Origin of the sequence: Mycobacterium neglectum (assembly GCF_002591975.1) — a bacterium.
GTDB classification, from domain to species: Bacteria; Actinomycetota; Actinomycetes; order Mycobacteriales; family Mycobacteriaceae; genus Mycobacterium; species Mycobacterium neglectum.
Genome location: NZ_NVQE01000050.1, coordinates 1 through 26,122 on the forward strand (window position 1 = coordinate 1; position 26,122 = coordinate 26,122).

At 64.4% G+C, this 26,122-nt stretch carries 25 protein-coding genes and 1 tRNA gene; 9 read left to right on the forward strand and 17 right to left on the reverse strand.

Annotation, left to right across the window (positions count from 1 at the left end; translation table 11 throughout):
• Window positions 1–178: 178 nt before the first annotated feature.
• On the forward strand, window positions 179–1,348 hold the full coding sequence (locus CSQ99_RS26465) for a PrsW family intramembrane metalloprotease (protein WP_099041977.1): 1,170 nt from the start codon (window positions 179–181) through the stop codon (window positions 1,346–1,348).
• 31 nt (window positions 1,349–1,379) lie between these two features.
• Entirely contained in the window at window positions 1,380–2,018 is a 639-nt protein-coding gene (locus CSQ99_RS26470; protein ID WP_099041978.1) for a LysE family translocator, read from the forward strand.
• Here the strand turns inward: CSQ99_RS26470 and polA are convergent, their stop codons facing one another.
• The 3 genes from polA to CSQ99_RS26485 all read right to left on the reverse strand — a co-directional run bounded on the left by polA (window position 2,019) and on the right by CSQ99_RS26485 (window position 5,606).
• Window positions 2,019–4,679, reverse strand: coding sequence for a DNA polymerase I (gene polA, locus CSQ99_RS26475; RefSeq protein ID WP_176561234.1), 2,661 nt, complete (start codon window positions 4,677–4,679; stop codon window positions 2,019–2,021).
• Window positions 4,680–4,774: 95 nt separating this feature from the next.
• Complete coding sequence (locus tag CSQ99_RS26480; protein WP_099041980.1) at window positions 4,775–5,212, reverse strand: hypothetical protein; 438 nt, start codon at window positions 5,210–5,212, stop codon at window positions 4,775–4,777.
• 16 nt (window positions 5,213–5,228) lie between these two features.
• Window positions 5,229–5,606, reverse strand: a complete 378-nt coding sequence (locus CSQ99_RS26485) for a hypothetical protein (RefSeq protein WP_099042007.1) — start codon at window positions 5,604–5,606, stop codon at window positions 5,229–5,231.
• Window positions 5,607–5,780: 174 nt separating this feature from the next.
• Here CSQ99_RS26485 and CSQ99_RS26490 point away from each other — a divergent pair, with 174 nt between their 5' ends.
• Window positions 5,781–6,218, forward strand: a complete 438-nt coding sequence (locus tag CSQ99_RS26490) for a Zn-ribbon domain-containing OB-fold protein (RefSeq protein ID WP_099041981.1) — start codon at window positions 5,781–5,783, stop codon at window positions 6,216–6,218.
• Window positions 6,215–7,414, forward strand: coding sequence for a lipid-transfer protein (locus CSQ99_RS26495; RefSeq protein WP_099041982.1), 1,200 nt, complete (start codon window positions 6,215–6,217; stop codon window positions 7,412–7,414). The genes CSQ99_RS26490 and CSQ99_RS26495 overlap by 4 nt, the downstream gene beginning before the upstream one ends.
• Before the next feature lie 90 nt (window positions 7,415–7,504).
• Here the strand turns inward: CSQ99_RS26495 and CSQ99_RS26500 are convergent, their stop codons facing one another.
• From CSQ99_RS26500 to CSQ99_RS26525, 6 genes are all read right to left on the reverse strand, one after another.
• Window positions 7,505–8,248 (reverse strand): ABC transporter ATP-binding protein, encoded by a 744-nt coding sequence (locus tag CSQ99_RS26500; RefSeq protein WP_099041983.1) that lies wholly within the window; start codon window positions 8,246–8,248, stop codon window positions 7,505–7,507.
• Window positions 8,232–9,059 carry an ABC transporter ATP-binding protein gene (locus CSQ99_RS26505; RefSeq protein WP_099041984.1) on the reverse strand — a complete coding sequence of 276 codons (828 nt, stop codon included), beginning with the start codon at window positions 9,057–9,059 and terminating at the stop codon, window positions 8,232–8,234. The genes CSQ99_RS26500 and CSQ99_RS26505 overlap by 17 nt, the downstream gene beginning before the upstream one ends.
• Window positions 9,056–10,204 carry a branched-chain amino acid ABC transporter permease gene (locus CSQ99_RS26510; RefSeq protein ID WP_099042008.1) on the reverse strand — a complete coding sequence of 383 codons (1,149 nt, stop codon included), beginning with the start codon at window positions 10,202–10,204 and terminating at the stop codon, window positions 9,056–9,058. Before CSQ99_RS26510 ends, CSQ99_RS26505 begins: the two co-directional genes overlap by 4 nt.
• A 53-nt stretch (window positions 10,205–10,257) precedes the next feature.
• Complete coding sequence (locus CSQ99_RS26515) at window positions 10,258–11,295, reverse strand: branched-chain amino acid ABC transporter permease (RefSeq protein ID WP_099041985.1); 1,038 nt, start codon at window positions 11,293–11,295, stop codon at window positions 10,258–10,260.
• Between the two features lie 84 nt (window positions 11,296–11,379).
• Entirely contained in the window at window positions 11,380–12,597 is a 1,218-nt protein-coding gene (locus CSQ99_RS26520; protein WP_099041986.1) for a branched-chain amino acid ABC transporter substrate-binding protein, read from the reverse strand.
• A gap of 211 nt (window positions 12,598–12,808) precedes the next feature.
• Window positions 12,809–13,429 (reverse strand): ANTAR domain-containing response regulator, encoded by a 621-nt coding sequence (locus CSQ99_RS26525; protein ID WP_099042009.1) that lies wholly within the window; start codon window positions 13,427–13,429, stop codon window positions 12,809–12,811.
• 88 nt (window positions 13,430–13,517) lie between these two features.
• Here CSQ99_RS26525 and CSQ99_RS26530 point away from each other — a divergent pair.
• A tRNA-Leu gene (locus tag CSQ99_RS26530) sits at window positions 13,518–13,594 on the forward strand.
• A gap of 101 nt (window positions 13,595–13,695) precedes the next feature.
• Here the strand turns inward: CSQ99_RS26530 and CSQ99_RS26535 are convergent.
• Window positions 13,696–13,953: a hypothetical protein gene (locus tag CSQ99_RS26535; RefSeq protein WP_099041987.1), complete on the reverse strand. Its 258-nt coding sequence runs from the start codon at window positions 13,951–13,953 to the stop codon at window positions 13,696–13,698.
• Window positions 13,954–14,655: 702 nt separating this feature from the next.
• On the opposite strand from CSQ99_RS26535, the gene CSQ99_RS26540 reads away from it, so the two are divergent.
• The gene (locus CSQ99_RS26540) at window positions 14,656–15,945 is read left to right on the forward strand and encodes an adenylate/guanylate cyclase domain-containing protein (protein WP_099042010.1); all 1,290 of its coding nucleotides are present in this window, start codon (window positions 14,656–14,658) and stop codon (window positions 15,943–15,945) included.
• Between the two features lie 25 nt (window positions 15,946–15,970).
• On the opposite strand, the gene CSQ99_RS26545 is transcribed toward CSQ99_RS26540, so the two are convergent.
• From CSQ99_RS26545 to CSQ99_RS26575, 7 genes are read right to left on the reverse strand one after another with little or no spacing between them, the layout of a single operon-like run.
• On the reverse strand, window positions 15,971–16,459 hold the full coding sequence (locus CSQ99_RS26545; RefSeq protein WP_099041988.1) for a Dps family protein: 489 nt from the start codon (window positions 16,457–16,459) through the stop codon (window positions 15,971–15,973).
• A 56-nt stretch (window positions 16,460–16,515) separates the two neighbouring features.
• Window positions 16,516–18,288, reverse strand: coding sequence for a DUF2339 domain-containing protein (locus CSQ99_RS26550; RefSeq protein ID WP_176561233.1), 1,773 nt, complete (start codon window positions 18,286–18,288; stop codon window positions 16,516–16,518).
• Between the two features lie 45 nt (window positions 18,289–18,333).
• Window positions 18,334–18,999, reverse strand: coding sequence for a response regulator (locus CSQ99_RS26555; protein WP_099041990.1), 666 nt, complete (start codon window positions 18,997–18,999; stop codon window positions 18,334–18,336).
• The gene (gene macS / locus CSQ99_RS26560) at window positions 18,972–20,099 is read right to left on the reverse strand and encodes a MacS family sensor histidine kinase (RefSeq protein ID WP_099041991.1); all 1,128 of its coding nucleotides are present in this window, start codon (window positions 20,097–20,099) and stop codon (window positions 18,972–18,974) included. Before macS ends, CSQ99_RS26555 begins: the two co-directional genes overlap by 28 nt.
• 5 nt (window positions 20,100–20,104) lie before the next feature.
• Window positions 20,105–20,857 carry an amino acid ABC transporter ATP-binding protein gene (locus CSQ99_RS26565; RefSeq protein ID WP_176561235.1) on the reverse strand — a complete coding sequence of 251 codons (753 nt, stop codon included), beginning with the start codon at window positions 20,855–20,857 and terminating at the stop codon, window positions 20,105–20,107.
• A gap of 5 nt (window positions 20,858–20,862) precedes the next feature.
• The gene (locus CSQ99_RS26570; protein ID WP_099041993.1) at window positions 20,863–21,801 is read right to left on the reverse strand and encodes an amino acid ABC transporter permease; all 939 of its coding nucleotides are present in this window, start codon (window positions 21,799–21,801) and stop codon (window positions 20,863–20,865) included.
• A gap of 13 nt (window positions 21,802–21,814) precedes the next feature.
• Window positions 21,815–22,732 carry an ABC transporter substrate-binding protein gene (locus CSQ99_RS26575; RefSeq protein ID WP_099041994.1) on the reverse strand — a complete coding sequence of 306 codons (918 nt, stop codon included), beginning with the start codon at window positions 22,730–22,732 and terminating at the stop codon, window positions 21,815–21,817.
• 186 nt (window positions 22,733–22,918) lie between these two features.
• On the opposite strand from CSQ99_RS26575, the gene CSQ99_RS26580 reads away from it, so the two are divergent.
• The 3 genes from CSQ99_RS26580 (at window position 22,919) to cydB (ending at window position 26,097) form a co-directional block, all read left to right on the forward strand.
• A complete protein-coding gene (locus CSQ99_RS26580) occupies window positions 22,919–23,515 on the forward strand; it encodes an HdeD family acid-resistance protein (protein WP_099041995.1) in 597 nt (198 codons plus the stop codon).
• A 62-nt stretch (window positions 23,516–23,577) separates the two neighbouring features.
• Window positions 23,578–25,038 (forward strand): cytochrome ubiquinol oxidase subunit I, encoded by a 1,461-nt coding sequence (locus tag CSQ99_RS26585; RefSeq protein WP_099041996.1) that lies wholly within the window; start codon window positions 23,578–23,580, stop codon window positions 25,036–25,038.
• 9 nt (window positions 25,039–25,047) lie between these two features.
• Window positions 25,048–26,097 carry a cytochrome d ubiquinol oxidase subunit II gene (cydB, locus tag CSQ99_RS26590; RefSeq protein ID WP_099041997.1) on the forward strand — a complete coding sequence of 350 codons (1,050 nt, stop codon included), beginning with the start codon at window positions 25,048–25,050 and terminating at the stop codon, window positions 26,095–26,097.
• Window positions 26,098–26,122 lie beyond the last annotated feature (25 nt).

Here is a 26,122-nt window from a genome sequence, read left to right on the forward strand (position 1 = left end):
CGACCTGGAAGCATTGCAACCGTCAATCAACCGATTGGCCACGGCGAAGTAACGCAAGCCCCCACGCGCTCATTATGCGTGAGGCACCAGCTCACCCTTCGCGCTCACAATTAGGTGAGGCACCTCGACCCGGTCCAGGAAGCCCGCACACGACCGCAACCTTGATTACCCTGCCTACGTGGCATACGCCGGTGCTCCGCAGCAGTCATGGCCTCCTCGACCCCCTTTCGAGCGCAAAATTCGGCAAGTCGGAGCCCCGTTGGGCGTGCTCATCCTGCTCGGCACCCTCGCGGGGCTGATCGTCGTCGGCCTGACCGCGCTGAACCCCGTCGGGGCGTCGGTCGGGTTCGTACTGTCCGGGGTGGCGATCGGCGTGGTCGTCTTCGCCTACATTTGGCTCGACCGGTGGGAACCGGAACCGCCCCGCCTGCTGGTTTTCGCGTTTCTGTGGGGAGCGTCGGTCGCCGTGATCCTGTCGGTGATCATCGGCCTCTTCGTGGACTCGCTGATCGTGCAGAGCGGGTCCGAGGACGTCAGCTGGGTATCGATCGCCATCGGCGCGCCCGTCATCGAAGAGGCGGCCAAGGGCGCGTTCCTGCTGCTCATGATGACCGGGCGGCGACGCAATGAACTCAATTCCCTGACCGACTGCCTGGTGTACGCGGGGCTCGTCGGCGCCGGTTTCGCCTGGCTGGAGGACATCCTCTACATCGCAGGCGGTGAGACGCTGGGCGACTCGCTGCTGACGGCCGGCGTGCGGCTGATCATGGGACCGTTCGCGCATTCGCTGTTCACCACCATGTTTGCGCTCGGCGTGTGGTTCGCCCTGCAGAACCGCAACCCCGCCGTGAAGTCGTTCTACATCCTGCTGGGGTATCTCGGGGCGGTGATCATGCACGCGCTGTGGAACGGGTCGTCGGTGATCGGGCCGGAGACGTACCTCGTGGTGTACGTCTTCTGGATGGTGCCGGTCTTCGCTTTCGCGATCGTGCTCGGCGTACGAAGCCGTAAGAAGGAGCAACGGATCGTCGCTGCGAAACTGCCGGGCATGGTGGCCGCCCAACTCGTCACGCCGAGCGAGGCCACGTGGCTGAATTCGATCAAGAACCGAAAGTTGGCGATCGCCGCGGCCAGCCGCGCCGGCGGAAAGCCCGCCGGTAAAGCGGTCAAGGCCTTCGCCGCCCAGGTCGTGGAACTGGCGTTCGTGCGCGACCGCATCGATCGCGGTTTCGGCGACAACCGGGTCTATGCGATGCAGACCGACGAGGCCAATAGGGTGCACGCCGCCCGCATGGAGACACCCGCCCTGCAGGGACTCGTCGGGTTCCAGGCCCCGCCGGTGAAATAAAACGGCTTGCCGCCTCGGACATACTGCTCCCATGCAGGTGCAACATCTGATCGACGTCATGCCGGCGTTCCTGATCGCGTGCGTGATCCTCGCCGCCCTTCCCGGGCCGGCGACGGCGCTGTTCTTGCACCGCTCGATCCGCGACGGGCGCGCGGCGGGACTGGCCGCTGTTGCAGGCAACGAGATAGGGATTCTCGCGTGGACCCTGGCCGGTGGCGCGGGGCTGTCGGTGCTGTTGATGGCCAATCGCGCGCTGTCACTCACTCTGCACGTCGTCGGCGCGGCCATTCTGATCTGGCTCGGCGTCAGCGCCTGGCGCAACGCCAAACGTCCCGACGAGATCGAGGTGCCGCTGCCGCCACGCGGTAGGACCCCAGCGGCGGCATTCCGCGCGGCGCTGCTGTCCATCGCCGCCAATCCGAAGGCAGCCGCGTTCGGGATCGTCGTGCTGCCGCAGTTTCTACCGTCCAGTGGCACGGTGTTGCCTACCTTGTTCGTGCTCGCCGCCATTCAACTGGTCATCGACACCGCGTGGTGTGCGGGTCTGGTGCTGGCAGCGTCCCGCGCCCGAGAGGTGTTGAGCCGAGCCCATATTCGTCGCCGCATCGAACGAGCGATGGGCGCGGCGCTGATGGCATTGGGCATTGGTTTGGCCGCCGACGCCCGCTGACTAATGCGCCGCAGCATCCCAGCTTCGGCCGTATCCGACGGAAACCTCCATCGGTACGTCGAGCGGATAGGCATTGCCCATCTGCTCTCGGACCAGTTTCTCGACGGCGTCGCGCTCACCGTCGGCAACCTCGAACAGCAGCTCATCGTGCACCTGTAGCAGCATCCGCGATTTCAGCGCGGCCTCTTTGAGAGCGATGTCGACGTTGATCATCGCGACCTTGATGATGTCGGCAGCGCTGCCCTGGATCGGTGCATTCAGCGCGGCGCGCTCGGCGGCCTCGCGCACGTTGCGGTTGCTGCTGTCGAGCTCCGGCAGATAGCGGCGTCTGCCGAACACCGTCGACGTGTAACCGTCCTTGCGCGCCTGGTCCACCACGTCACGCAGATAGTCGCGGATGCCGCCGAACCGGTCGAAGTACTGGTCCATCTGTTCTTTGGCCTCCTCGGTGCTGATCTTCAGCTGCGCGGCCAGACCGTATGCGCTCAGCCCGTACGCGAGCCCGTACGACATCGCCTTGACGCGGCGCCGCAGCTCCGCGGTGACCTCGTCGATCGGCACGCCGAACGCGCGCGACGCCACGAACGAGTGCAGGTCCTCGCCGGTGTTGAACGCTTCGATCAGGCCCTCGTCTTTGGACAGGTGGGCCATGATCCGCATCTCGATCTGGCTGTAGTCGGCCGTCATGAGTTCGGAGTAACCCTTGCCGACGACGAACGCGTCCCGGATCCGTCGGCCCGCTTCGGTGCGGATCGGGATGTTCTGCAGGTTCGGCTCGGTGGACGACAACCTTCCGGTGGCGGCGATCGTCTGGTTGAACGTCGTATGAATACGGCCGTCGGAGCCCACGGCGTTGAGCAGCCCGTCGACGGTGACCTTCAGACGGGTCGCATCGCGGTGGGCCAGCAGGTGCTGCAGGAACGGATGCCCGGTCTTGTCGAACAACGACTGCAGAGCGTCCGCGTCGGTGGTGTAGCCGGTCTTGGTGCGTTTGGTCTTCGGCATCTCCAACTCGTCGAACAGCACGACCTGCAGCTGTTTGGGCGAGCCGAGGTTGATCTGCTTGCCGATAACCCCGTATGCCGCTTCGGCGGCGTCGCGGATCTGGTCGGCGAACTCGCTCTGGAGTTCGGCAAGTTGATCCAGGTCGACCGCGATGCCCGCGGACTCCATTTCGGCCAGCGCACGCTGCACCGGCAACTCCATGTTGCCCAGCAGCGACGACGAATCGATGCGGGCCAGCTCCTCGTCGAGCGCGTCGGCGAGGTCCATCACCGCGCTCGCGCGAAGGATCACCGTCTGGACGGCCTGATCGTCGACGCCATCAGTATCGTCGAGCAGCGAAAGCTGTTGCTGTTCAGGGTTATCCGCGCGGAGCTCCCGCTTGAGGTACCGCAGCGACAGATCGTCGAGAGCGAAGCTGCGTTGACCCGGCCGGACCAGGTAGGCCGCCAATGCGGTGTCGGAGGTGACACCGGCGAGCTTCCAGCCGCGGCCTTCGAGGTCGTGCATGGCCAGCTTGGCCTCGTGCAGTGCCTTCGGCTGGCCCGGGTCGGCCAGCCACGATGCGAGCGCGGCCTCGTCGTCGGCGTGCAGGGTCGCGGTGTCGAGGTAGCGGCCGTCGCCGTCGGACGCGACGATCGCCAATGCGGTGGCGTCGGCGTCGTAGGCCAGATGCGTACCGACAACGGCCATCCCGAACCGCTGGCCGGATCCGTGTTCGGACAGCCAGGCCGCCAATTCACCGTCCTCGAGCGCACCGCCTCGGACGTCGAAACCCTGGTCCACCTCGGGGTCTGTGGAGGCCAGCGTGTCGAATAGCCGGTCGCGCAGAACCCGGAACTCGAGGTCGTCGAAGAGGCGATGGATCTGGTCGCGATCCCATGGCTGCATCCGCAACGTGTCCGGCGTCTGAGCCAGCGGCACGTCCTTGACCAGCTCGGTGAGCTCGCGGTTGAGCACGACGGACGACAGGTGCGCCCGTAGCGCGTCGCCGACCTTGCCCTTGACCGTGTCCACCCGGTCGACCAACGTCTGCAGCGACCCGTACTCGGCGATCCACTTGGTGGCCGTCTTCTCCCCCACGCCGGGGATGCCGGGCAGGTTGTCACTCGGGTCGCCGCGCAGGGCGGCGAAGTCGGGATACTGCCGCGGGGTGAGCCCGTACTTGTCCAGCACTGCCTCCGGGGTGAACCGGGTCAGCTCGCTGACACCCTTACGTGGGTACAGCACGGTGACGTCATCGCTGACCAGCTGCAGCGCGTCCCGGTCACCGGTCACCACCAGAACGCGGTGGCCTTCGTTCTCGGCCTGCGTCGCGAGCGTCGCAATGATGTCGTCAGCCTCGAACCCGGCCTCCGCCAGCACCGTGATGCCGAGCGCGCCGAGGACCTCCTTGGTGATGTCGATCTGGCCGCGGAACTCGTCCGGCGTCGCCGAGCGACCCTCCTTGTACTCCGGGTACTTCTCCTTGCGGAAGGTCTGGCGGGACACGTCGAACGCGGCCGCGATATGGGTGGGCTGCTCGTCGCGCAGCAGGTTGATCAGCATCGCGGTGAATCCGTAGACCGCATTGGTGGTCAGGCCACTCTGGGTCTTGAAATTCTCGGCTGGCAGCGCGTAGAACGCCCGAAACGCCAACGAATTGCCGTCCAACAGCATCAATGTCGGCTTTTCGGTTGCCTTCTCAGTCGTTGCGCTCGCGGTCACGGCCCTACTCTATGCACGGCCGCTGACACGCCGTAGCCACCAGGCCGCTAGATCTGACCGGTGCGGATCCAGTCGATCGCCATGTCGACCGGATTCTGCGGATCGACGTACACCGCGAGCGTCATGCCTGGCTGCACCCGTACGACATGCATCTGCGCGACGACCTCATCGAAAACCGCGCCGTACGGCGGGGCGCCGTCCTCGCGTTGCACCCGCACCTGGACCCGCAGTACCGGCGACGTGTTCATATACGACCCGACCTGCCACACACCGTCGACGGTGACGGTGGCGGGCAGGCCGCCACCGTTCGACAGCTGCGAATGCCGCATCATCTTCATGCCGATCTCACTGGCATCGGCCGCCTCGTGAATGCGGTTGGGGATGTCCCCGATCTGGCCGAAGAATGACGACGGCCGGCCCTGCGACTCCAGGTACTGCTTGTTGGCGCCGTACATGCGCGCCCAGTCATTGAACGGATTGGGCATGGGAGACCAACCCTGATCAGTAGCCGAGGAACTTGCGGAACTGCTGGCCGACGGCCATCGACTGGCCCATCCGCTGCACCCAGCCGGCGAGGGCCGCTTTCGTGTCGGCCGGGTCCCAGCCGCGCTCTTGGGCGAGGGTGATCATGCCGGCCTCGTCATTGATCCCGCGGGCCTGTGCGTCGCGAGCCAACTCGGCGTAGTCCTGCAGTGAGATGCCGTTGATGGGCTGCCAGATCGGGTCGTCCGTCGACACCGAACGTGTCGAAGGGCCGCCCAGAATGGCGGGGTCGATCGGTCCGGCGCCGCGGACGTGCACCTGTCCGTCATTCTGCGGCGGAGCGAATGCCTGGCCGGCCTGCTGCGCAGCTTGCTTTGCCTTGTCGAAGAATCCCATCACTGACTCCAAATCTCCCTGGACGGCTGCCCCGATGGCGTCGCCGTTGCAGTCAGTACAGTCCGTGGCCGCGGCTACCGATCCCAAAAACCAATGCGCCATCTCCGTACCGGTACGCGCAAGCCAAACTGGAACACGTTTCAGTTCTGCCACCGGGTTGGTTAGGCTGACCGAGTGTCAGCATCTACTCAGCCAGCGGTCGACGGGTGGTTCGCCACCGACGAATCGGGCGCCGCGTACCTGATCGGCAGCAAGTGCCATGCGTGCGGGACGTTCGTGTTCCCGCCGCGCGCCAACAACTGCCCCAATCCGGCCTGTGACGGCGACGAGTTGGCCCAGGTGCCGTTGTCGCGGCGGGGAACGCTGTGGAGCTACACCGAAAATCGTTATGCCCCACCGCCTCCGTATCCGTCGCCGGACCCCTTCGAGCCGTTCGCCGTTGCCGCCGTTGCGTTGGCCGACGAGGGTGTGATCGTGTTGGGCAAGGTCGTCGAGGGTACGTTGGCCGCCGATCTGAAGGTCGGCATCGAGATGGAACTGACCACCATGCCGCTTTATGTCGACGACGACGGTATCGAGCGCGTCGTGCACGCCTGGAGGATCGCCTCATGAGTCCCGAACCGGTGTACATCCTGGGTGCGGGCATGCACCCGTGGGGCAAGTGGGGCCGTGATTTCACCGAGTACGGCGTCGTCGCCGCGCGCGCCGCACTGGCGGAGGCAGGTCTGGACTGGCGCCAGATCCAGCTCGTCGCGGGCGCCGACACCATCCGCAACGGATATCCGGGGTTCGTCGCCGGGGCGACATTCGCGCAGAAGCTGGGCTGGAACGGCGTGCCCGTCACCTCGAGCTACGCGGCATGCGCCAGCGGATCGCAGGCGCTGCAGAGCGCGCGGGCCCAGATCCTCGCCGGATTCTGCGACGTCGCGTTGGTCATCGGTGCGGACACCACGCCCAAGGGCTTCTTCGCCCCGGTCGGCGGCGAACGCAAAGACGACCCCGACTGGCAGCGCTTCCACCTGATCGGCGCGACGAACACGGTGTACTTCGCGCTGCTGGCACGCAGGCGGATGGACCTCTACGGCGCCACGCTCGAAGATTTCGCCCAGGTGAAGGTCAAGAACGCCAAGCACGGGCTGGACAACCCGAATGCGCGGTACCGCAAGGAGAGCTCGGTCGCCGATGTGCTGGCCAGCCCCGTCGTGTCCGATCCCCTTCGGCTGCTGGACATCTGCGCCACTTCCGACGGCGCGGCCGCCCTGATCGTGGCCAGCAAGTCGTTCGCCGAGAAGCATCTCGGATCGCTCGAAGGCGTGCCTTCGGTGCGTGCCGTGAGCCTCCAAACGCCGCAGTATCCTCAGCATCTGCCCGAATTACCGGACATTGCAACGGATTCCACCGCCGCAGTGCCCGCACCCGACCGGGTATTCAAGGATCAGATCCTCGACGCGGCTTACGCAGAAGCCGGTATCGGACCCGAGGACCTGAGCCTCGCGGAGGTCTACGACCTATCCACGGCGCTGGAGTTGGACTGGTACGAGCACCTCGGCCTGTGCGCCAAGGGTGAGGCCGAGAAGCTGCTGCGCAGCGGCGCGACGACGATCGGCGGCAAGATCCCGGTCAATGCGTCGGGCGGCCTGGCCAGCTTCGGTGAGGCCATTCCCGCCCAGGCGATCGCGCAGGTCTGCGAGCTCACCTGGCAGCTCAAAGGGCAGGCCACCGGCCGTCAGGTCGAAGGCGCCACGGTCGGCGTCACCGCCAACCAGGGACTGTTCGGGCACGGCTCCTCAGTGGTCGTCGCTCGTTAGTGACGCCATCGAGCGTGCGCAAAGTCAGTGATTCTGTCGGCGTGTCGGCCGCAAACACGCACGCTCGCGCGAAGTAGTGGTCGTCGCGCGCTAGGCGACGCCGAGGTAGGCGGCACGAATACTGTCGTCCCCCAACAGTTCCCGTGCATCGCCGGTGCGAGTGACCTCGCCGGTCTCCAGGATGTAGGCGCGGTCGGATCGACTCAACGCCTGTTGTGCGTTCTGTTCCACCAGCAACACCGTGGTGCCTCCGGCGTTGATCTCGGCGATGATCTTGAAGATCTGCGATATGACCATCGGCGCCAAGCCCATTGACGGCTCGTCGAGCAGTAGGACCCGTGGCCGGGCCATCAGCGCACGGCCGATCGCCAGCATCTGCTGCTCACCACCCGAAAGGGTCCCCCCGACCTGGCTGCGACGTTCCGCGAGCCGCGGAAAAGTCTCCAGAATCCAGTCAAGCCGTTGCTTGTGTTCGGCCTTGGAGTCGAACTTTCTTCCGTAGCAGCCCATTTCGAGGTTCTCGATCACCGTCATGCCCGGAAACACGCCGCGGCCCTCCGGCGCCTGCACCAAGCCGCGCGTGGCCCGCTGGTGGGCCTTGACCCTGGAGATGTCGGCACCCTCGAACCACACCGACCCCGACGTCAACGGCAGCAGGCCCGAAATCGCGCGCATCGTAGTCGTTTTGCCCGCCCCGTTGGAGCCCAGCAGCGTGACCAGCTCACCCTCCCGCACCTGCAGCGAAATACCATGCAGCGCACGGATTCGTCCATATTGCACGACGAGGTCGCGCACCTCGAGCAATATCGGCTTGTCCTCATTCGATGTCGTCATCGGGCACTCCCAAATACGCCGCGATGACCTTGGGGTCCTCGCGGATCTCGGCCGGCAGGCCGTCGGCGATCTTGCGGCCGAACTCCAGCACCACGATTCGGTCGGTCACTCCCATGACCAGCCGCATGTCGTGCTCGATGAGGAGCACGGTGTAGCCGTCGTCGCGGATCTTCTGAATCAGCTCGATCAACGCGGCCTTTTCGCGTGGGTTGAATCCCGCGGCGGGCTCGTCGAGGCACAGCAGCTTCGGCTCGGTGGCCAGCGCGCGGGCAATCTCGAGCCGTCGCTGGTCGCCGTAGGGCAGGTTCTTCGCCTTCTCCTCGCCGCGATGAGCGATGCCCACGAAATGCAGCAGGGCCGCCGATCTTTCGATCGCCGACCGCTCCTCCCTGCGATGGCGCGGTGTACGCACCAGCGCACCAGGCACCGACGTGAAGTGCCGTGCGTCCGTGCCGACCATGACGTTCTCCAGCGCGGTCATCTCGCCCCACAGCCGGATGTTCTGGAAGGTGCGGGCGATTCCGCGACGGGTGATCTGGTGCCGTTTGATGCGACCCAACGGGGCGCCGTCGAACATCACCGTGCCGGACGTCGGCCGATACACGCCGGTGATGGCGTTGAAGCAAGTCGTCTTGCCCGCGCCGTTCGGGCCGATCATGCCGAGGATCTCGCCGCGCCGAATATCGAAGGTGACCGAGTCCAGCGCGGTCAGTCCGCCGAATTTCATCGTCAGATCCATTGTCTGAAGCAGCGTTTCGCCCTCGGCCACCTCGATCTCGCGGTGGACGCCTGCCAGCTCCTCGATACTCATTTCGCGGACTCCTTCTCCGACGACCGCAGGTACTCGCGAGCGGCCTTGCCGTAGGCGAGCAGCTGCTGACGCGCCGGGAACAGACCCTGGGGTCGGAAGATCATCAGCGCCACGAGCGCCATTCCGAAGAACAGGTACTTGAGGTCGCCGAGGTTGATCCCGAGGAACTCGACGCCGAGTAGGCGGTTCGGCAGGTAGACGATGATGAACGCGCCGAACACCACGCCCAGCTTGTTGCCCTGCCCGCCGAGCACCACGGCGCACAGAAACAGCATCGAGTTGATGATGTTGAACGTCGGCGGTGCGACGAACTGCACCTGGCCGGCGTAGAGCGCTCCGGACAAGCCGCCGATCGCCGCACCGATCACGAACGCCCACAGCTTGAACTTGAACGCGTTGACGCCCATCACCTCTGCCGCGTCCTCGTCTTCGCGGATGGCCACCCAGGCCCGCCCGACTCGGCTGCGCTCGAGGTTGCCGACGAACAGCAGGATGATGACGATCATCACGATGCCCAGCCAGAACCACCAGGTGCCGTAGTTGGCATCGCCCATCGAATTCCCGCTGGAGAAGACCCCTTCGGGTAGCCGTTCGGTCTGCCCAACCCGCGGGTAGGCGACCTCGTTGAGGCCGCGGGGGCCGTTGGTGACGTCGGCCAGATTGTCGGCCAACAGTCGGATGATCTCGCCGAACCCCAGCGTGACGATGGCCAGGTAGTCGCCGCGAAGCCGCAGCGTCGGGGAGCCGAGGATCAGGCCGCTCAGCGCGGTAATGGCCATCGCCAACGGCACACACGCCAACCACGCCCAATCCTCGCTGAACCAGCCGCCGGGGCCCACCTTGTTCCAGGGGCTGTTGGGGCTGGTCAGCAGGGCAACGGTATACGCGCCGACGGCGTAGAACCCGACATAGCCGAGGTCGAGCAGACCGGTCTGGCCCACCACGACGTTGAGGCCGATCGCGATGATCGCCACCATTGCGAACTGGGCCATCGTGCCGCCGAAGCTGATGTTCGGCGTGTTCAGGAGCGGCGGCGGGAACAACGGCAGCAGGGCCAACAGCCCGAACCCGATGACTCCGAAACCCCACTTCTGTACCCGGGACAGCCGATCCCACCACCGACGCAGCCCGTCGCCGGGCGCCATCAACTTGTCGGACCAGGACGATGCGCGGTCCGCCTTCGGCGTCTCGTTGGCGCTCACGCTCTTGCCTTTCCGAGGCTTTCACCGAGTATTCCGGTCGGCCGGATCAGCAGCACCAGAACGAGGAGTACGAAGGCGACCACGTCCCGCCACTGGGTGCCGAACACCGCCTGCCCGTAGTTCTCCATGATTCCGAGTAGCAGCCCACCGAGAAGTGCACCACGCAGGTTGCCGATGCCACCGAGCACCGCGGCGGAGAATGCCTTGATACCGAGCAGGAAGCCGCCGGAGTAGATGATGCCCTGGGGCACCTTGAGCGTGTACATCAGCGCGGCGGCACCGGCCAGCAGCCCACCGAGCAGGAACGTCGTCATGATGATGCGCTCACGCGAGACGCCCATCAGCGTGGCCGTGGTGGGATCCTGAGCCACCGCGCGGATGCCCCGGCCGAACTTGGTCCGGTTGATCGCCATGTCGGTAAGCAGGGCGAAGATCAGCGCGGAAGCCACGATCACCAGCGTGACGTTGGAGACCGTCGCACCGAAGATGGTGAACTGAGTTTTGGGCTGCATCAAGATGATCGGCTGCTGGGCGTTGCTACCCCCGTAGCCCGGCAGCAGTTTCGGCAGCACGAAGTGCACGAACTCCTGGAGCACGAACGACATGCCGATAGCCGTGATCAGGAATGTCAACGAGCGCGCCCCGCGTTTTCGCAGTGGCCGATAGGCGATGAACTCGAGCCCGACCGCCGCCGAACCCGACACCAGCATCGCGAAAAGCATTGCGACACCGAGGTATAGCACCGTCAGCGCGACGCCCTTCTCATAATCGTTGCCGCTCGGGGTGAAGCCCAAGATGATGTCGAGGCAGAAGTAGGCGCCGAACATGCCGAGCATGAAGATCTCGGAATGCGCGAAGTTGATCAGCCGTAGCACACCGAACACCAGCGTGTAGCCGACCGCGACCAATGCGTAGATCGCGCCCCACGAGAGACCGTCGATCGTCAACTGCCAGAAGCCGTCTCGCAGGCCTTCGAGGTTGAAGTTGATGTTCGCGGCCACGCAGGTGTACTGATCCAGGCACTGTTGAATCATCCGGGGGCGGCTCCTTGCAAAATCACTGTGCTCACGAGAACGCGCCCGAGCCGTGAGGTCTCGGACGCGTCTCGATCAGCTTCCCTACTGAACCTTGTAGATCCAGATCAGGCTGGTGGTCAACTCACCCGTTGGTGTCCACTGGTACTGACGGGCCACGCCCTGCCCGTTGTAGGTGCGCACGAACTCCAGCAGGTCCGGACGGGTGATGGCTCCGGAGTCGATGCCCTTGAGCAGGATCGTGCCCAGGTCATAGCCTTCCGCGCTGTACGTGCCAGCCTCCTGGTTGAAGGCCTTGGAGTACTCCTCGGCGAAGGTGCCGGTGGCAGGACCGCACGGGCAGGACAGGATGGCGTCCTTCGAAGCTTCGCCGGCCTGTGCGACGAACTGGGGATCCTTGGTGCCGTCGGCACTGACGAAGGCGCCCTCGAAGCCGCCGTCCTTGAGCTGCTGAACGAAAGGCGCCGCCTCGGCGTAGTAGCCCGCGAAGAACACCGAGTCCGGGCTGGCGCCCTTGATCTGGGTCACCGCTGCGGAGAAGTCCTTGTCGCCCTTCTTCACGGAGATGTTGCAGGCCGCATCGGCAACCGGGCCGAGGGTCTCGCGCACCGCCTGTGCGAGACCGAGACCGTAGTCGGTGCTGTCATCGACCACACACACCTTTTGGTGGCTGAGCGTGTTCTTCAGATAGTTGGCGACCGACGGGCCCTGTACGCCGTCGTTGCCCAGACCGCGGAAGAACGTCCGCCAGCCATTCTCCGACAGCGTGACATTGGTGGCCGATGCGGTGGCCGCAACCAGGCCGGCCTGGTTGAACACGTCGCCGGTGGCGTTGGTCTCGCCTGAGAACGCCGGTCCGATCAGGCCGATGGTGAACGCGTCGTTGATGATCTGCGGCGCGATCTGGGTGGCCTTCTGCGGGTCGCCCTCGGTATCAAAGGTCTTCAGCTGCACCTGGCACCCCGCATTGGCGGCGTTGTGCTGGTCGACAGCCAGCTGGATGCCATTCTTGATGTTGATCCCCAGCGCGGCGTCGGGCCCATTCAGCGCGCCGGCCATGGCCAGCGACACAGGTGGGCACTGCGCGTTTCCGTCGCCGGCAGGATCGGCAGCCGCCTCTTCTGCGGGCGGTGGCACCTCAGCACCGTTCTCGTCGATCTGCACCTGTTCGACGATCCTCAGCTCAGTCGCCGCTTCACCGCCCTCACTGGGCTCGGATTGTTGTTGGCAGCCCGCTATGCCGAGCACAAGCAAGCTTGCGCTACCGATAGCAAATGCTTTCCGTGTCACGCTACCGCGCACACTTCACCTCCGGGTCAGTGGTTTCATCGGCGCCGGCGCCCCTGCGCAGGTCGGCGGGGGCGGCGATGCTTCGGGACGACCATAGCCAACACATGGCGGTGGTGCGCCGTGTTCACAAAGGGACCATGTCGTTTGGGTGGGTCATCGAAACAAATTGCGGGGTCGGAAACGCACATTTAACGGTTGGCCGGGGGAATCGCCGGTTCCACCGTTACGCGTCCTTGGGCGTGTCGAGGGTTTCGACGACCACCTCGGCGACCCGCTTCATAGTTGTCCGGCGATCCATGGCGGCACGCTGAATCCACTTGAAAGCCTCGGGTTCCGACATCTCCTGCTTGGCTTGTAGCAAACCCTTGGCGCGTTCGACGAGCTTTCGCGTCTCCAGCCGGTCCGACAACTCGGCGACTTCTTGCTCGAGAGCAGCGATTTCGCTGAAGCGGCTCACCGCCACTTCGATCGCGGGAATGAGGTCGTTGATGTTGAAAGGCTTGACCAGGTACGCCATGGCGCCGGCATCGCGCGCCCGTTCGACGAGCTCGCGCTGGCTGAACGCAGTCAGGATGACAATCGGTGCGATCCGCTTGCCCGCGATCTCCGACGCCGCGTCGATTCCGTCGCGACGCGGCATCTTCACGTCCATGATCACCAGGTCCGGCGTCAGACGCTCGGCGAGGTCGACGGCCTCCTGCCCGTCGCCGGCCTCACCGACGATCTCGTAACCTTCCTCACGCAGCATCTCGGCCAAGTCCATCCGGATGAGCGCCTCGTCTTCGGCGATGAGAACGCGCCGCGGCTTCTCATCGCCGGTCGATGCCCCAGGAGCAGCTGCCATGGCTGCCATTGTGGCGGTAGCAGCCGCGATCAGCGACCTCGGGGGCATCCTTTATCGTTGGAGGCCGCTGCGTTGTCGACACGCGAACGCCCTCGTATCCCAATTGGCAGAGGAAACGGATTCAAAACCCGTGCAGTGTGAGTTCGAGTCTCACCGAGGGCACCAGGACCGAGGGCACCACAACTGAAACCCACGGCCTTCGTGCGCAACAGCTGCGCAGCCCTGCTGCGGACCACCTAAGTGGCCCGCAGCAGGCACCCCTCGTTCTAGGCTGCGCCGCTGAAGGGTCCTAGGGCGAACGGCACGTCGCGGCATCCCCCGGAGCCACCGCGACTGGCCGAGTCATCCCCGTCGGTCGGAATCATCACGCGCAGCGCGTTGACGCCTGGCGTCCGCGCATATTCGATGCGCTCATTCAATTGCCCGGTCGGCGAGAGCAAATTGCGGTCAGGCAGACGCAGGACAGTCATCGACTTGGCGGCAACCTCACATCGCAGCAATCGGTGATTCCCGACGGGCCTCATTACCGCTCCTAGTCCAATCTCGTTGCGAGCACATCGACGGACGATGGATTGAAATTAGCCCATCGCTCGGGGCCCCGTACCGGTAATTGACAGAGAAGTAGAAGAATGATTGACACGTACTTGCGAACGGAAGGCCGGCGAGTTGCCGTACCGGGTTATTCGTGCATCGCGGTGCGGATTTAGCAAATTACGTAACGCAGATTCATCACGTTTGTTCAACCGCGACAAAACCATCCTTTCGGCTCTAAAACACCTGATAGTCAAGATATTACGCTGCACTCTCCCGGCGGCACCGGTGTCATCAGCCCCTTACACAGCATCGTAATTAGACCTGGCAACATACACACAAGTAGCTTTATCCGACGCCCATATTTTCGGTACGCCATGTAACGATAAGCCGAGTTATAGGTGTCCAATTTCGGTTCCACTAACGGGCCGACGCGGGGCGTGCCACGTGCGTCCAGTACCGCGTCCGCCTACGGATCCGATAGGTGACGAGCGGCGGGACACCGGCGTCCAACCCGGACCGTCTTCACCGGGAAACTATGCGCAGAAGCAAACGCACGGCAGCGGCCGCATTGCGGCCGCCCATCCGGGAGCAAAAGCGAGCATCCAGAAAACGAACCTTCCATCGCGTCGCCGCCGCCGCGCGAGAAAAACCGCAGGTCGCTGCCATTTCGGCAGTACGCTTTACCTGTGGCGATGAAGGTCCGGCAGGTATGCGTGCCAGACGTCGCGGTGGAAAGCCGCGGGCCCGGACGCACCCGCCTGCTCTCCGAGCGCGCTGCCCGGCACCGATCCGTGCTGAACGTGACCGCGATGATCAGCGCCGCAATCACTGCGTTCTTCGGCATTCAGGGCCTGTTCATCGGCCAGGACTGGTGGGTCACGGCCATCAACCTCGGCAGCGCGGCCGTGTTCGTCATGATTCCGCGGCTGTGCGGGATGGGCGAACTCGTCGCTCCCATAGTCTTTTTCGTGGTTTCCTACTGCACCATCACGGTGCTGTGTGTCTATCTTGGCACGGGCTACGGGCTGCAGTTCTATTTCGTGGTGGCAGCGGCGCTCGTCCTGGTCGTTCTCGGCCCCGACCACATCGTCTTGGCCTCAATACTTGCCGCCATCGGCGCCGCTACGGTGATCCTGCTCGAATTCTTCGTTCCCGCCGACACCGGGACGCAACCGGCATGGGCGTTCAAGATCTCGTTCACGCTCACGGTCATCACCGCATGGATCCTTGTCGTTGCGACCATCTGGTTTGCGCTACGCGAAATACGCCGCACCCGAGAGGCGATGGAAGCGGAGTACGAAAGATCCGAGCAGCTGCTGGCCAACATCCTGCCCGCGACGATCGCCGAGCGGCTCAAGGATCCGGCGCGAAACATCATCGCCGACAAATACGACGACGCTTCGATTTTGTTCGCCGACATCGCCGATTACACGGAGCGTGCGAGCGACACGACACCGACTGATCTTGTGCGTTTCCTCGACCGGCTCTACACCGACCTCGATCTGCTGGTCGACCAACATGGTCTCGAGAAGATCAAGACCAGTGGCGATTCCTACATGGTGGTCAGCGGCGTGCCGGAGCCTCGGCCCGATCACGTCGAGGCATTGGCCTGTCTTGCACTGGATATGGCCGCCGCGGTCGCCGACCTCAAGGATCCGAACGGCCGCGCAGTGCCGCTGCGTATCGGTCTGGCGGCGGGCCCGGTGGTGGCGGGTGTCGTTGGTGCCCGAAAGTTCTTCTACGACGTGTGGGGCGACGCCGTGAACGTCGCATCTCGCATGGAGACAACGGATGTCGAGGGGCGGATTCAGGTGCCCAACGACGTGTACGAACGCCTGAACCACGCATTCGTGCTGGAAGAGCGCGGCGAGGTGGATATCAAGGGCAAGGGCATGATGCAGACCTGGTACCTGGTCGGGCGTCGCGACGACCACGCCGTTCGCAGCGCCGTGGAACAAGGCGCGAGCGCGGGCCGCTCCTAGGCGACCCGCGCGCAACCGGTTTCGGTCAGACCTTGCGGTTCTCCGACTTGATCAGCCAGGCCAGCTTCTCCAGGCCGTCGATGAGCTGATGCAAAATGTCGGCCGTGCTGGGGTCCTCGGCGTCCACCGCATCGTGAACCGTGCGCAGGGTGTCGACGGTCGCGTAGATGCGGCCGGTGATCAGGTCGACGACCTCGGCAGTGCTGTGTTCGTATTCCGGGAACTGCGGCAGCGTGGTGCTGGCTACAACGGTGTCCGACCGACCGTCCGGCCAGGCATCGAGGGCCCGCATCCGCTCGGCGACGGTGTCGCTGGCCTCGCGCGCGAAATCAACGAGCTCGTCGAGTTGCAGGTGAAGGTCGCGGAAGTTGGTGCCGACGACGTTCCAATGCGCCTGCTTGCCCTGCAGGTGCAGCTCAACGAAGTCGACCAGAACCCGCTGGAGGTTCTTGCTGAGGTCTGCTGAGGCTTGGAATCCGTGTACGTCTGTGTCGTTGCGTCGATGTGTACCCATGCCATGATCAACGAACCCGCAATCTGGAATGACTCCAATTTATCCTGTGACTCCGGTTACACCTTGCTGTCTTGTTGCTGGTCCTGCTTCTCCAACAGGCGCGCATATCCGGCACCCATTCCCAGCAGTATCAGCCCGACCACGATGAATACCGCGACCCGGAAGATGCCGTCCAACGTGCCGAGGTCGAACAGGAACAGCTTGGCCATCGCGGCCCCGACAAGTGCCAATCCCCCTCCGATCGGCAACGACCGATTGGCCTTCGGTATGCGCGCGGCGTAGATGAACAACGCAGCGGCCATCACGATCCAGCAGATGGTCGCGGCCATGTGCCCCGCGAAGAAACCGCGCTCCTCGCCGCCGATCAGCACGCCGGCGGTGACGGTGAAGGTGATGATCGCATAGGTGGCCACCACAGCCGCGCCCGCCCACATCACCGAATCGTGATCGTCGGTGGTCCACACGATCACCGCGGCGAACGCTATCAGCAGCAGGCTGGCGATCAACGTGGAAATCGCTGTCGTGGTGGGGGTTTCGGTGGCATAGATCAGCGAGCCAGGCGGTGCGTAGCTCAGATAGAAGGCGGCGCCGACGACAGCCAGGCCGAGCGCAACCCATCTCGCGATCGCCTCGCGGCGCGCCGCGACGGCCACGACGATCGCCATTGCCAGCAGGACCGGGCCGGCGACGTGGCCGTCGAACGCCACCAGCACTGCGATGGTCGCGGAGATGGCCGACAACGCCGCCCAGATCGGCCGAACGGCGCCGTCGACGCCGGCCAGGCGGTCGCCGATGAGCACGATCGCCAGCAGTACCGCGGCGAGGACCAACGCCATCAGGGCAGCAACCGCCCGGTCGGCGACCCATGCCACGCACAACACGGGCAGTACACCTGCACCGGTCACCAGCGCCATCAGCACGCGATTGGAGGTCCGCGGCAGGAGAATCAGCGCGGCGACGATCGCGAGCCCCGCCCCGATAGCGCACGCGCTGACCAGCCACAGGTCAGTCCGTTCGTTGAAGTACAGCGCCAGCAGGGCGATGAGCAGCGGAAACGTGATGGCCCCGATGCGGGCGCAGTGCAGCCAGATCCAGTCCCTGCCCAGCTGCACCGGTAGCGATACGGCCGCGAGCGCCAACATGAACCCGACGAGGAGCAGCGTGATGCCATCGGTGACCACGGGGGCCAACACGATGAGCGGAACCAGTACCAGCACGCCTAGCTGCTGCGAGTCCCAGCGACGGGCCAATGTCAGGCCGCCGCCACCGATGACGGCGGCAAGAACCAGGCCGACGGGCGCGGACACCCACTCGTAGATGGTCGTGACCGCGATGATGTCGATATACGCTGCGGCGATCCCGGTCGCGGCCAGCGCGATGGCACCGACCCGGCCACCGGGGCGCCGGTAGAGCCATGCGCCCACCGCGACCAACGCAACGGCGAGTGCCGCACCGCCCGCGACACGGATCTCCGGGCGCAAAATGCCTGCCTGCGCGGCCAATACGACCAGCAGCACGACGCCGATCAGTGTGACGGCCACGCCGGCGACGGCGAGCAGCTTGCCAATCCACCCCTCGTCGCGCGGCGGCTTCTGCCGCTGCGGCGTGGGTGGCGCAGCCTGCGGCGTGGGTGGCGCAGCAGCTTGCAGCGGTTGATGCTGGGGCTGGTACTGAGGCCAATTCGGCACCGGGTAGGGCTGGGGCTGGGGCTGTTCGGACAGCAAACGGTCCAGGGTGCTGAGGTCCGCCGATACTCTCGCCATGTACTGCGTGATCGCCGAAAAGTCGGCGTTCACGCGGGCGATGACGGCGCGATGCGGTTCGGTCATGGGTGACATCGTGACAGGCGAGTCACCGTTTCCGGATGAGTAGGACTACTCGTCCAGGCCGTGTTCGATCGCGTACCGCGCCAATTCCACGCGATTCGCCACCTGAAGCTTGCGGAATGTGGCCTGGACGTGGTTCTCCACGGTTCGGTGGCTCAGCGACAACCGGGTGGCGATCTGCTTGGCCGTCAGCCCCTTTGCGACGTGACGCAGTATCTCCGTCTCCCTTTCCGTCAGACTCGGGATCGGAGTCCCAGGCGGCCCTTGCGTACCGGATTGCGCGATGCGCCGGTATTCACCGAGTACCAGCCCCGCGAGTCCGGGGGTGAAGACGGCGCGGCCCTCGGCGGTGGCCCGCACCGCGTCGCCGAGCTCCTGCTTCGACGCGCTCTTCACGAGATAGCCTGTCGCGCCGGCCTTTACCGCCTCCAACACGTCTTCGCGTTCGTCGGACGCCGAAAGCACCAGGATTCGTGATGATGGTGAGACCGTCAGCACTTCCGCGGTCGCCTGCGCACCGTCACCGTCGGAGAGTCGCATGTCCATCACGACGACATCCGGGAGTACCACTGCGGCACGACGACGCGCAGCGGCAACGCCGTCGGCCGTGGCGATGACACTGAATCCGCTCTCGGCGAGATCGCGAGCCACCGCGTCGCGCCAAATCGGATGGTCGTCGACCACCATCACCGTCGGGGTACTGTCAGCTCCCATTCCGTCCCACATCCCGGCGCGGTGTTGAGCTTCGCGCTCCCACCGAGCCAATCCATCCGTCCGACAATCGATTTAGCCACACCGACGCGGCCCTCGCCGACCGCTTCATCCAGCCTGCCCTCCGCGATCCCGACGCCGTCGTCGCGGATGCTCACAGTGACCGACTCGCCCAAATCCTCGAGCAGGACATAGGCGTGCGCATCGGCACCGGCATGTGCGGCCACGTTGTCCAGTGCGTTCACGGCGGCGGCGTACAACTCGGTAGCCGTGCCCGTATCCAGGAGTACCGGGTCGGCCGGCACGCTGACCGACACCAGGTCCGAGGCGCGCTTGCGCAACAGGGCGCCGACATCGGTCGTTTCTCCCGCGGGCGTCTCGATGTCGGCCGAGCTGACAAGGCGCCGCAGGGCGCGTTCCTGCTCCCCCGCCAACTCGGCCAATTCAGCGGCGTCTCCACCGATTTCACGGCCACGACGGGACACCAGCGCCAGCACCTGAATGGCGCCGTCGTGGACCTGGCGCGACAGTCTCTCCCGCTCCTGGTGTGATGCGGCCAGCCGTGCCGCCTGCTCGAGTTCGGCATGAGCGCGCCGTGCAGTCTGCGCGGCCATGCCGACGGCGAGCCCAACCGCGAGTTCGATGACGATCGTCGCGTTGCGGCCCAGGTCGTAGTTGATGAAGCCCTTCACGATCGTGCTGGCAATCATCACGGCCACGCCGGCCACCATTCCGGCGATCGGCCCGGACAGGATCGCCGCGGAGATGGTGGCGTTCGTCGCCCACAATGTCGTCGGCCACGACTGGTTGTCGAACGCCCACTGGTCGGATGCGACGAATTCAGTGGACAGGATCAGTGCGACGACGACGATGATTTCCGCCACCACCCACGGCGCCCGCCTGCCGAACCCTTCCAGATATGCGAAGGCGCACAACGCGCTCCATGCGAGGAGCACGGCGAACAGCGCCCAGCCGATCGCCGGGCGCTCGAGTTCGCCGTTCACGGCGATCTGAAAACCCATGGCGTAAATGCAGCTCAAAAGACGGAACACCTGCGCCGCCCGCCACAGCGGCGTGGCCGGATCCGGTGGACGTGCCGGCATCGGAACTACAGCACCTTTGACAGAAACGCCTTCGTTCGTTCGTGTTGCGGGTTGCTCAGCACCTCCCGCGGAGGCCCGCTTTCCACCACCACTCCCTCGTCCATGAACACCAGGTGGTTGGCGACCTCGCGGGCGAATCCCATTTCGTGGGTCACCACCACCATCGTCATCCCCTCGGCAGCAAGCTTTTTCATCACCTCGAGAACCTCACCGACCAGTTCCGGATCAAGGGCTGAGGTCGGCTCGTCGAACAACATCAGCTTGGGGCTCATCGCCAGGGCGCGCGCAATCGCCACCCGCTGTTGCTGCCCGCCGGAGAGTTGGGCCGGGTAGGCGCCTGCCTTCTCTGAAAGGCCGACCTGCCTCAGCAGATCCTTGCCCCGCGCCACGGCGTCGTCCTTCTTCACATTCTTGACGTGGATCGGGGCCTCGATGACGTTCTCCAACGCCGTGCGGTGGGGGAACAGATTGAAGTGCTGGAACACCATACCGATCTCTCGGCGCTGTTTGGCGGCATCGCGCGGCGACATCTCGTACAGCTTCGAGCCCTTGTCTCGGTAGCCGATCAACTCACCGTCGACGTACAGCCGCCCGGCATTGACCTGCTCGAGGTGGTTGATGCACCGGAGGAAGGTGGACTTACCCGACCCGGAGGGGCCGACCATGACCAACACCTCACCCTTGCCGATCTCGAGCGTGATGCCCTTCAGAACATCCAGCGCGCCAAAGCTTTTGCATACCGATTCGGCCTTCACCATCGGTGTCATGGGGTAGCTCCTGCGTCGGCGATTCCCTGCGCTTTGGCCAGCGCTTCGAGTTGTTTGGTGGTCAGTTTGCGCGATGCGCCACGGGCGAAGTGTCTCTCCAAGTAGTACTGCCCGACCATCAAGATGCTCGTGATGATGAGATACCAGAACGCGGCAACGAGCAGCAGCGGTACCGGTTCGAAGGTTCGCGCAGCGATCTCACGCGATGTGATGCCGTAAAGGTCAAGGGTAAACGGCACCGCGGTCACCAGCGATGTGGTCTTCAGCATGCTGATGACCTCGTTACCGGTCGGTGGGATGATCACTCGCATCGCCTGAGGTAACACCGTGCGGCGCATCGCCATACCCCACGACATGCCCAGTGCGGTCGACGCCTCCAGCTGGCCTTCGGGCACCGAACTGATTCCGGCACGGATGATCTCGGCCATGTAGGCCGCCTCATTGAGCGCCAGGCCGAGAATGGCCAACAGGAACGGGATGGACAACATCTGCAGGTTCAGCTCGAAGAACGTCGGCCCGAATGGAACCCCGAGCCGGATGTTCTGGTAAATCGTCGGGATCAAACCCCAGAAGACCAGCTGCACATAGATCGGCGTACCGCGGAAGATCCACAGATACACCCACGACACCGCCTTGAAGATGGGATTCGATGACAGCCGCATTACCGCCAAGATGACACCGAGCACGATCGCCAGCACCATCGAGTAGAGGGTCAACTGCAGAGTGTTGAGCAGACCGACCTTCAACACCCGCTCGTTGAAGAGGTACTCGGTAAAGACGGACCAGCGGTACGCGGGATTGGTGGCCGCTCCGTACAGGAACAGGGCGACCAGGACGATGATGACGACCGCCGCCACCCACCGCCACGGATGACGCAGTGGAATTGCATCGATAGCGGCCGGAGCGGTGGGTGACGACGTGTCGACATCGGTCATTTCGGGCGCCTTCTCAGCTGATGGCGCCGTTGATCACTGGCTTGTCGATCATTCCGTTCTCGACGCCCCAGTTCTTCGCGATCTCCTCGTACTTGCCCGACTCGATCAGATGCTCGAGGGCCTTCTGCAAAGACTGCGCCAGCGGCGAGCCCTTCTGCACCGGCCAGCCGTACGGTGCGGAGTCGAAGATCTCCCCTGCGGCTTCCAGCTTTCCGTTGCTCTGCTTGATCGCATAGGAGGTCACGGGCGAATCGGCGGACATGGCGTCCACCTGGCCGAGCACCACGGCGTTGGTCGCCGCGTCCTGCCCGTCGAACGACACGATCTCGATCGGGGGATTGCCTGCGTCGACGCACGCCTTGCTCTTGGCGGGTAGTTCCTCGGTCTCCTGAACAGTCGTGGCCTGTGCGGCGACCTTCTTGCCGCACGCGTTATTTGGATCGATCGGCGACCCCGGCCGCTGGGCCCAGAGAGTGCCCGCGCTGAAGTAGGTGACGAAGTCGACCGACTCCTCGCGTTCCTTGGTATCGGTGAACGACGACATGCCGACGTTGTAGGTGCCGCCCTGAATCGACGGGATGATCTTGGCGAAGTCCGACTCGCGGTACTCGGCCGTCAGGCCCAGCGTGCCTGCGATCGCGTTCATCAGGTCCACGTCGAAGCCGACGATCTTGCCGCTGGGATCTTTGAATTCGTTCGGCGGGTACGGAATGTTGACGCCGACGATCAGCTTGCCGGACTCTTTGATCGCTTCCGGAACGGTGTTCGCGATTTCCTCGACCATGTCGGCCGCTGCTGTCGTATTACCGGTCGTCTCTTCGCTCGTGTTGCTACCGCTCGCACAGCCCGCCAGGAGCAGCGCGCCTGTCGCAGCAAACACGCCCGCGATGCGCAGGAGTTTCCCTCGACGGTCTTGACATTCACGTAGCACAGTTGCCTCTACTTTCTGCCTCGTGGACCCAGCGCGCAGCGCCGGTAGGGGAACAGTAATGGAGACGTACGGCAGCGGCAGGGGAACACGAACGGCGGACGAATTCCATGGCGCCCTTTGACACGGTTTGCATACGGAAAAGGGAATAGCCGGGCTCCCAAATGGCCTTTGTGCCAAACTGCGCGCATGGAAAGTCCTTCTCCTCCGAGCCTGTTGAAGCACCTGTGGGCGTCCACCTTGTTGTCCGGAGTACTGGCCGTCGTCCTCGGCGTGCTGGCGTGGACGTGGCCGACCGTCACGATCATCGTGACGGCGATCTTTTTCGGCGCCTACCTTCTGATCACCGGCATCACGCAGGTGGTGTTCGCATTCAGCCTGCATGTGTCGGCGGGAGGTCGGGTGCTGCTGTTCATCAGCGGCGCCGCCGCGCTGATCCTGGCGCTGCTGTGCTTCCGCAGTCTGCAGGAATCGATTCTCCTGCTGTCCATCTGGATCGGCATCGGCTTCATCTTCCGGGGCGTCGCTACCGCCGTCTCCGCCATCAGCGACAGCACACTTCCCGGCCGGGCGTGGGAGATCGTCATCGGACTACTCAGCCTGGTGGCCGGCATTTTCATGCTGGCCTGGCCGCTGGAATCCCTCGAAACCCTGACCAGGGTCGTCGGAATCTGGCTGATCGTCATCGGCGTCTTCGAGGTCGTCTCGGCGTTCGGCATTCGCAAGGCCTCGAAGCGCCTCGGCGGCACGACCCCCGCACCTACGACAGAAGCGCCGGTGAGCTAACGCACACTGCTTTCTACTACGCTCTGTCGTAGGCTTGAGAAACAGCCACGGGAGAGGTTCACATGGACGCACTCGATGTGTCGCGGTGGCAGTTCGGAACGACCACCGTCTATCACTTCATCCTCGTCCCCCTGACCATCGGGCTGGCTCCACTCATCGCCGCCATGCAGACGGCGTGGGTGGTCACCGGCAATCCGGCCTGGTACCGGCTGACCCGGTTCTTCGGCAAGCTGTTCCTGATCAATTTCGCGCTCGGCGTCGCCACCGGCATCGTGCAGGAATTCCAGTTCGGCATGAACTGGAGCGAGTACTCCCGCTTCGTTGGCGACATCTTCGGAGCGCCGCTGGCGTTCGAGGGCCTGATCGCGTTTTTCTTCGAGTCGACATTCATCGGACTGTGGATCTTCGGCTGGACCCGCTTGCCGCGTCTCGTCCACCTCGCGTGCATCTGGATTGTCGCGTTCGCGGTCAATGCCTCGGCCTTCTTCATCATCGCCGCGAACTCGTTCATGCAGCATCCCGTAGGCGCCAAATACAACCCGGAAACCGGCCGTGCGGAACTCGTCGACTTCGGCGCACTATTGACCAACAACACCGCGATCTGGGCGTTCCTGCACGCGGTGGCGGGATCATTGCTGACCGCAAGTGTCTTCGTCGCGGCGGTGAGCGCCTGGCTGATGGTCCGGTCCCACAAGCGCACCGAAGAAACCGAAGAGGCGCGCACCATGTACCGGCCCGCCACGATCGCGGGCAGCCTCATCGCACTTGTGGCCGCCGGGGGCTTGTTCATCACCGGCGACTTCCAGGGCAAGCTGATGTTCGTCCAGCAACCGATGAAGATGGCGTCGGCAGAGTCGTTGTGCGACACCGAAACCGATCCGGACTTCTCGATCCTGACCATCGGCACCCACAACAACTGCGACAGCGTCACACACCTCATCGAGGTGCCCTACGTTCTGCCCTTCCTCGCGGAGTCCAAGTTCAGCGGTGTCACCCTGGAGGGCGTCAACGATCTGCAGCAGGAAGCCGTGGCGAAGTTCGGCCCCGGCGACTACCGACCCAACCTTTTCGTCACCTACTGGGCGTTCCGGGCGATGATCGGGCTGCTGCTCGTACCCGTCGTATTCGCACTGGCCGCACTGTGGTTGACGCGTCGCGGCCGGATTCCCGACCAGCGGTGGTTCAGCCGACTCGCCCTGATCACGCTTCCCACGCCATTCCTGGCCAACTCGGCGGGCTGGATCTTCACGGAGATGGGTCGGCAACCCTGGGTGGTGGTGCCCAACCCGACCGGTGACCAGTTGGTGCGAATGACCGTGCAGGAGGGCGTGTCCGGTCACGCGGCAGGCATGGTGGTGCTCTCACTGACCGTCTTCACTCTGCTGTACGGCGCGCTCGGCGTGATCTGGTTCTGGTTGATACGCCGGTACGTCGTCGAGGGCCCACTCGAGCATGACTCCGAACCCGTGCCACCGCCCGCGCCCGACGACGAGGACGTCGCTCCCCTGTCCTTCGCGTACTAGGAGATCGTGATGGGTCTACAAGAGTTGTGGTTCTTCATCATCGCCGCATTGTTCGGTGGCTTCGTGCTCCTGGAGGGATTCGACTTCGGGGTCGGCATGCTGATGGCTCCGTTCGGGATGGCCGGCAAAGCGACTGGCGCGGATCCCGAACAGCGTCGGCGTGCCGCCCTGAACACCATCGGCCCGGTGTGGGATGCCAACGAGGTCTGGCTGATCACCGCGGGCGCAGCCATGTTCGCCGCATTCCCCAACTGGTACGCCACATTGTTCTCGGCGCTGTATCTCCCCCTGTTGGCCATCCTGGTCGGGATGATCGCGCGCGTCGTCGGCATCGAATGGCGCGGCAAGATCGACGATCCGCGTTGGCGCGCATGGGCCGACATCGGAATTGCTGCTGGATCATGGTTGCCCGCCATCCTGTGGGGTGTTGCATTCGCGATCCTGATTCAGGGCCTGCCGATCGATTCCGACGGTCAGGCACACCTCGCGGTCAGCGATGTCTTGAACGGCTATACACTTCTCGGCGGTCTGGCGACGGCGTCCCTGTTCGCGTTCTACGGGGCCGTGTTCGTGGCGCTGAAGACCTCAGGACCGTTGCGCGACGATGCATTTCGCTTCACCCGCGTTTTGACGTTGCCCGTCATCGTGTTCGCAGGCGGATTCGGGCTCTGGACGCAACTGGCGCACGGCAGGACATGGACCTGGCTGCCGCTGGGGGTCGCCGTGATCGCCCTGTTGACGGCTGCGGCGTTGATGTGGACGCGCCGCCGGGAGGGCTGGGCGTTCGCGTCGATGATGGCGGTCATCGCCGCCGTCGTGGTGCTGCTGTTCGGATCGATGTATCCGAATCTGTTGCCATCCACGCTCAATCCGGACTGGAGCGTGACGATCTACAACGGCTCGTCGACCCCGTACACGCTGGCGATCATGTCGTGGGCGTCGCTGACGCTGCTGCCGCTGGTGCTCGGATACCAGGGGTGGACGTACTGGGTGTTTCGCCGCAGGATCTCCGCCGACGCCATCCCGGCTTCGATCGGATTGTCTCGGCGCCGCACGTGAGCGGCCCCGTCGACCCGCGCCTGTG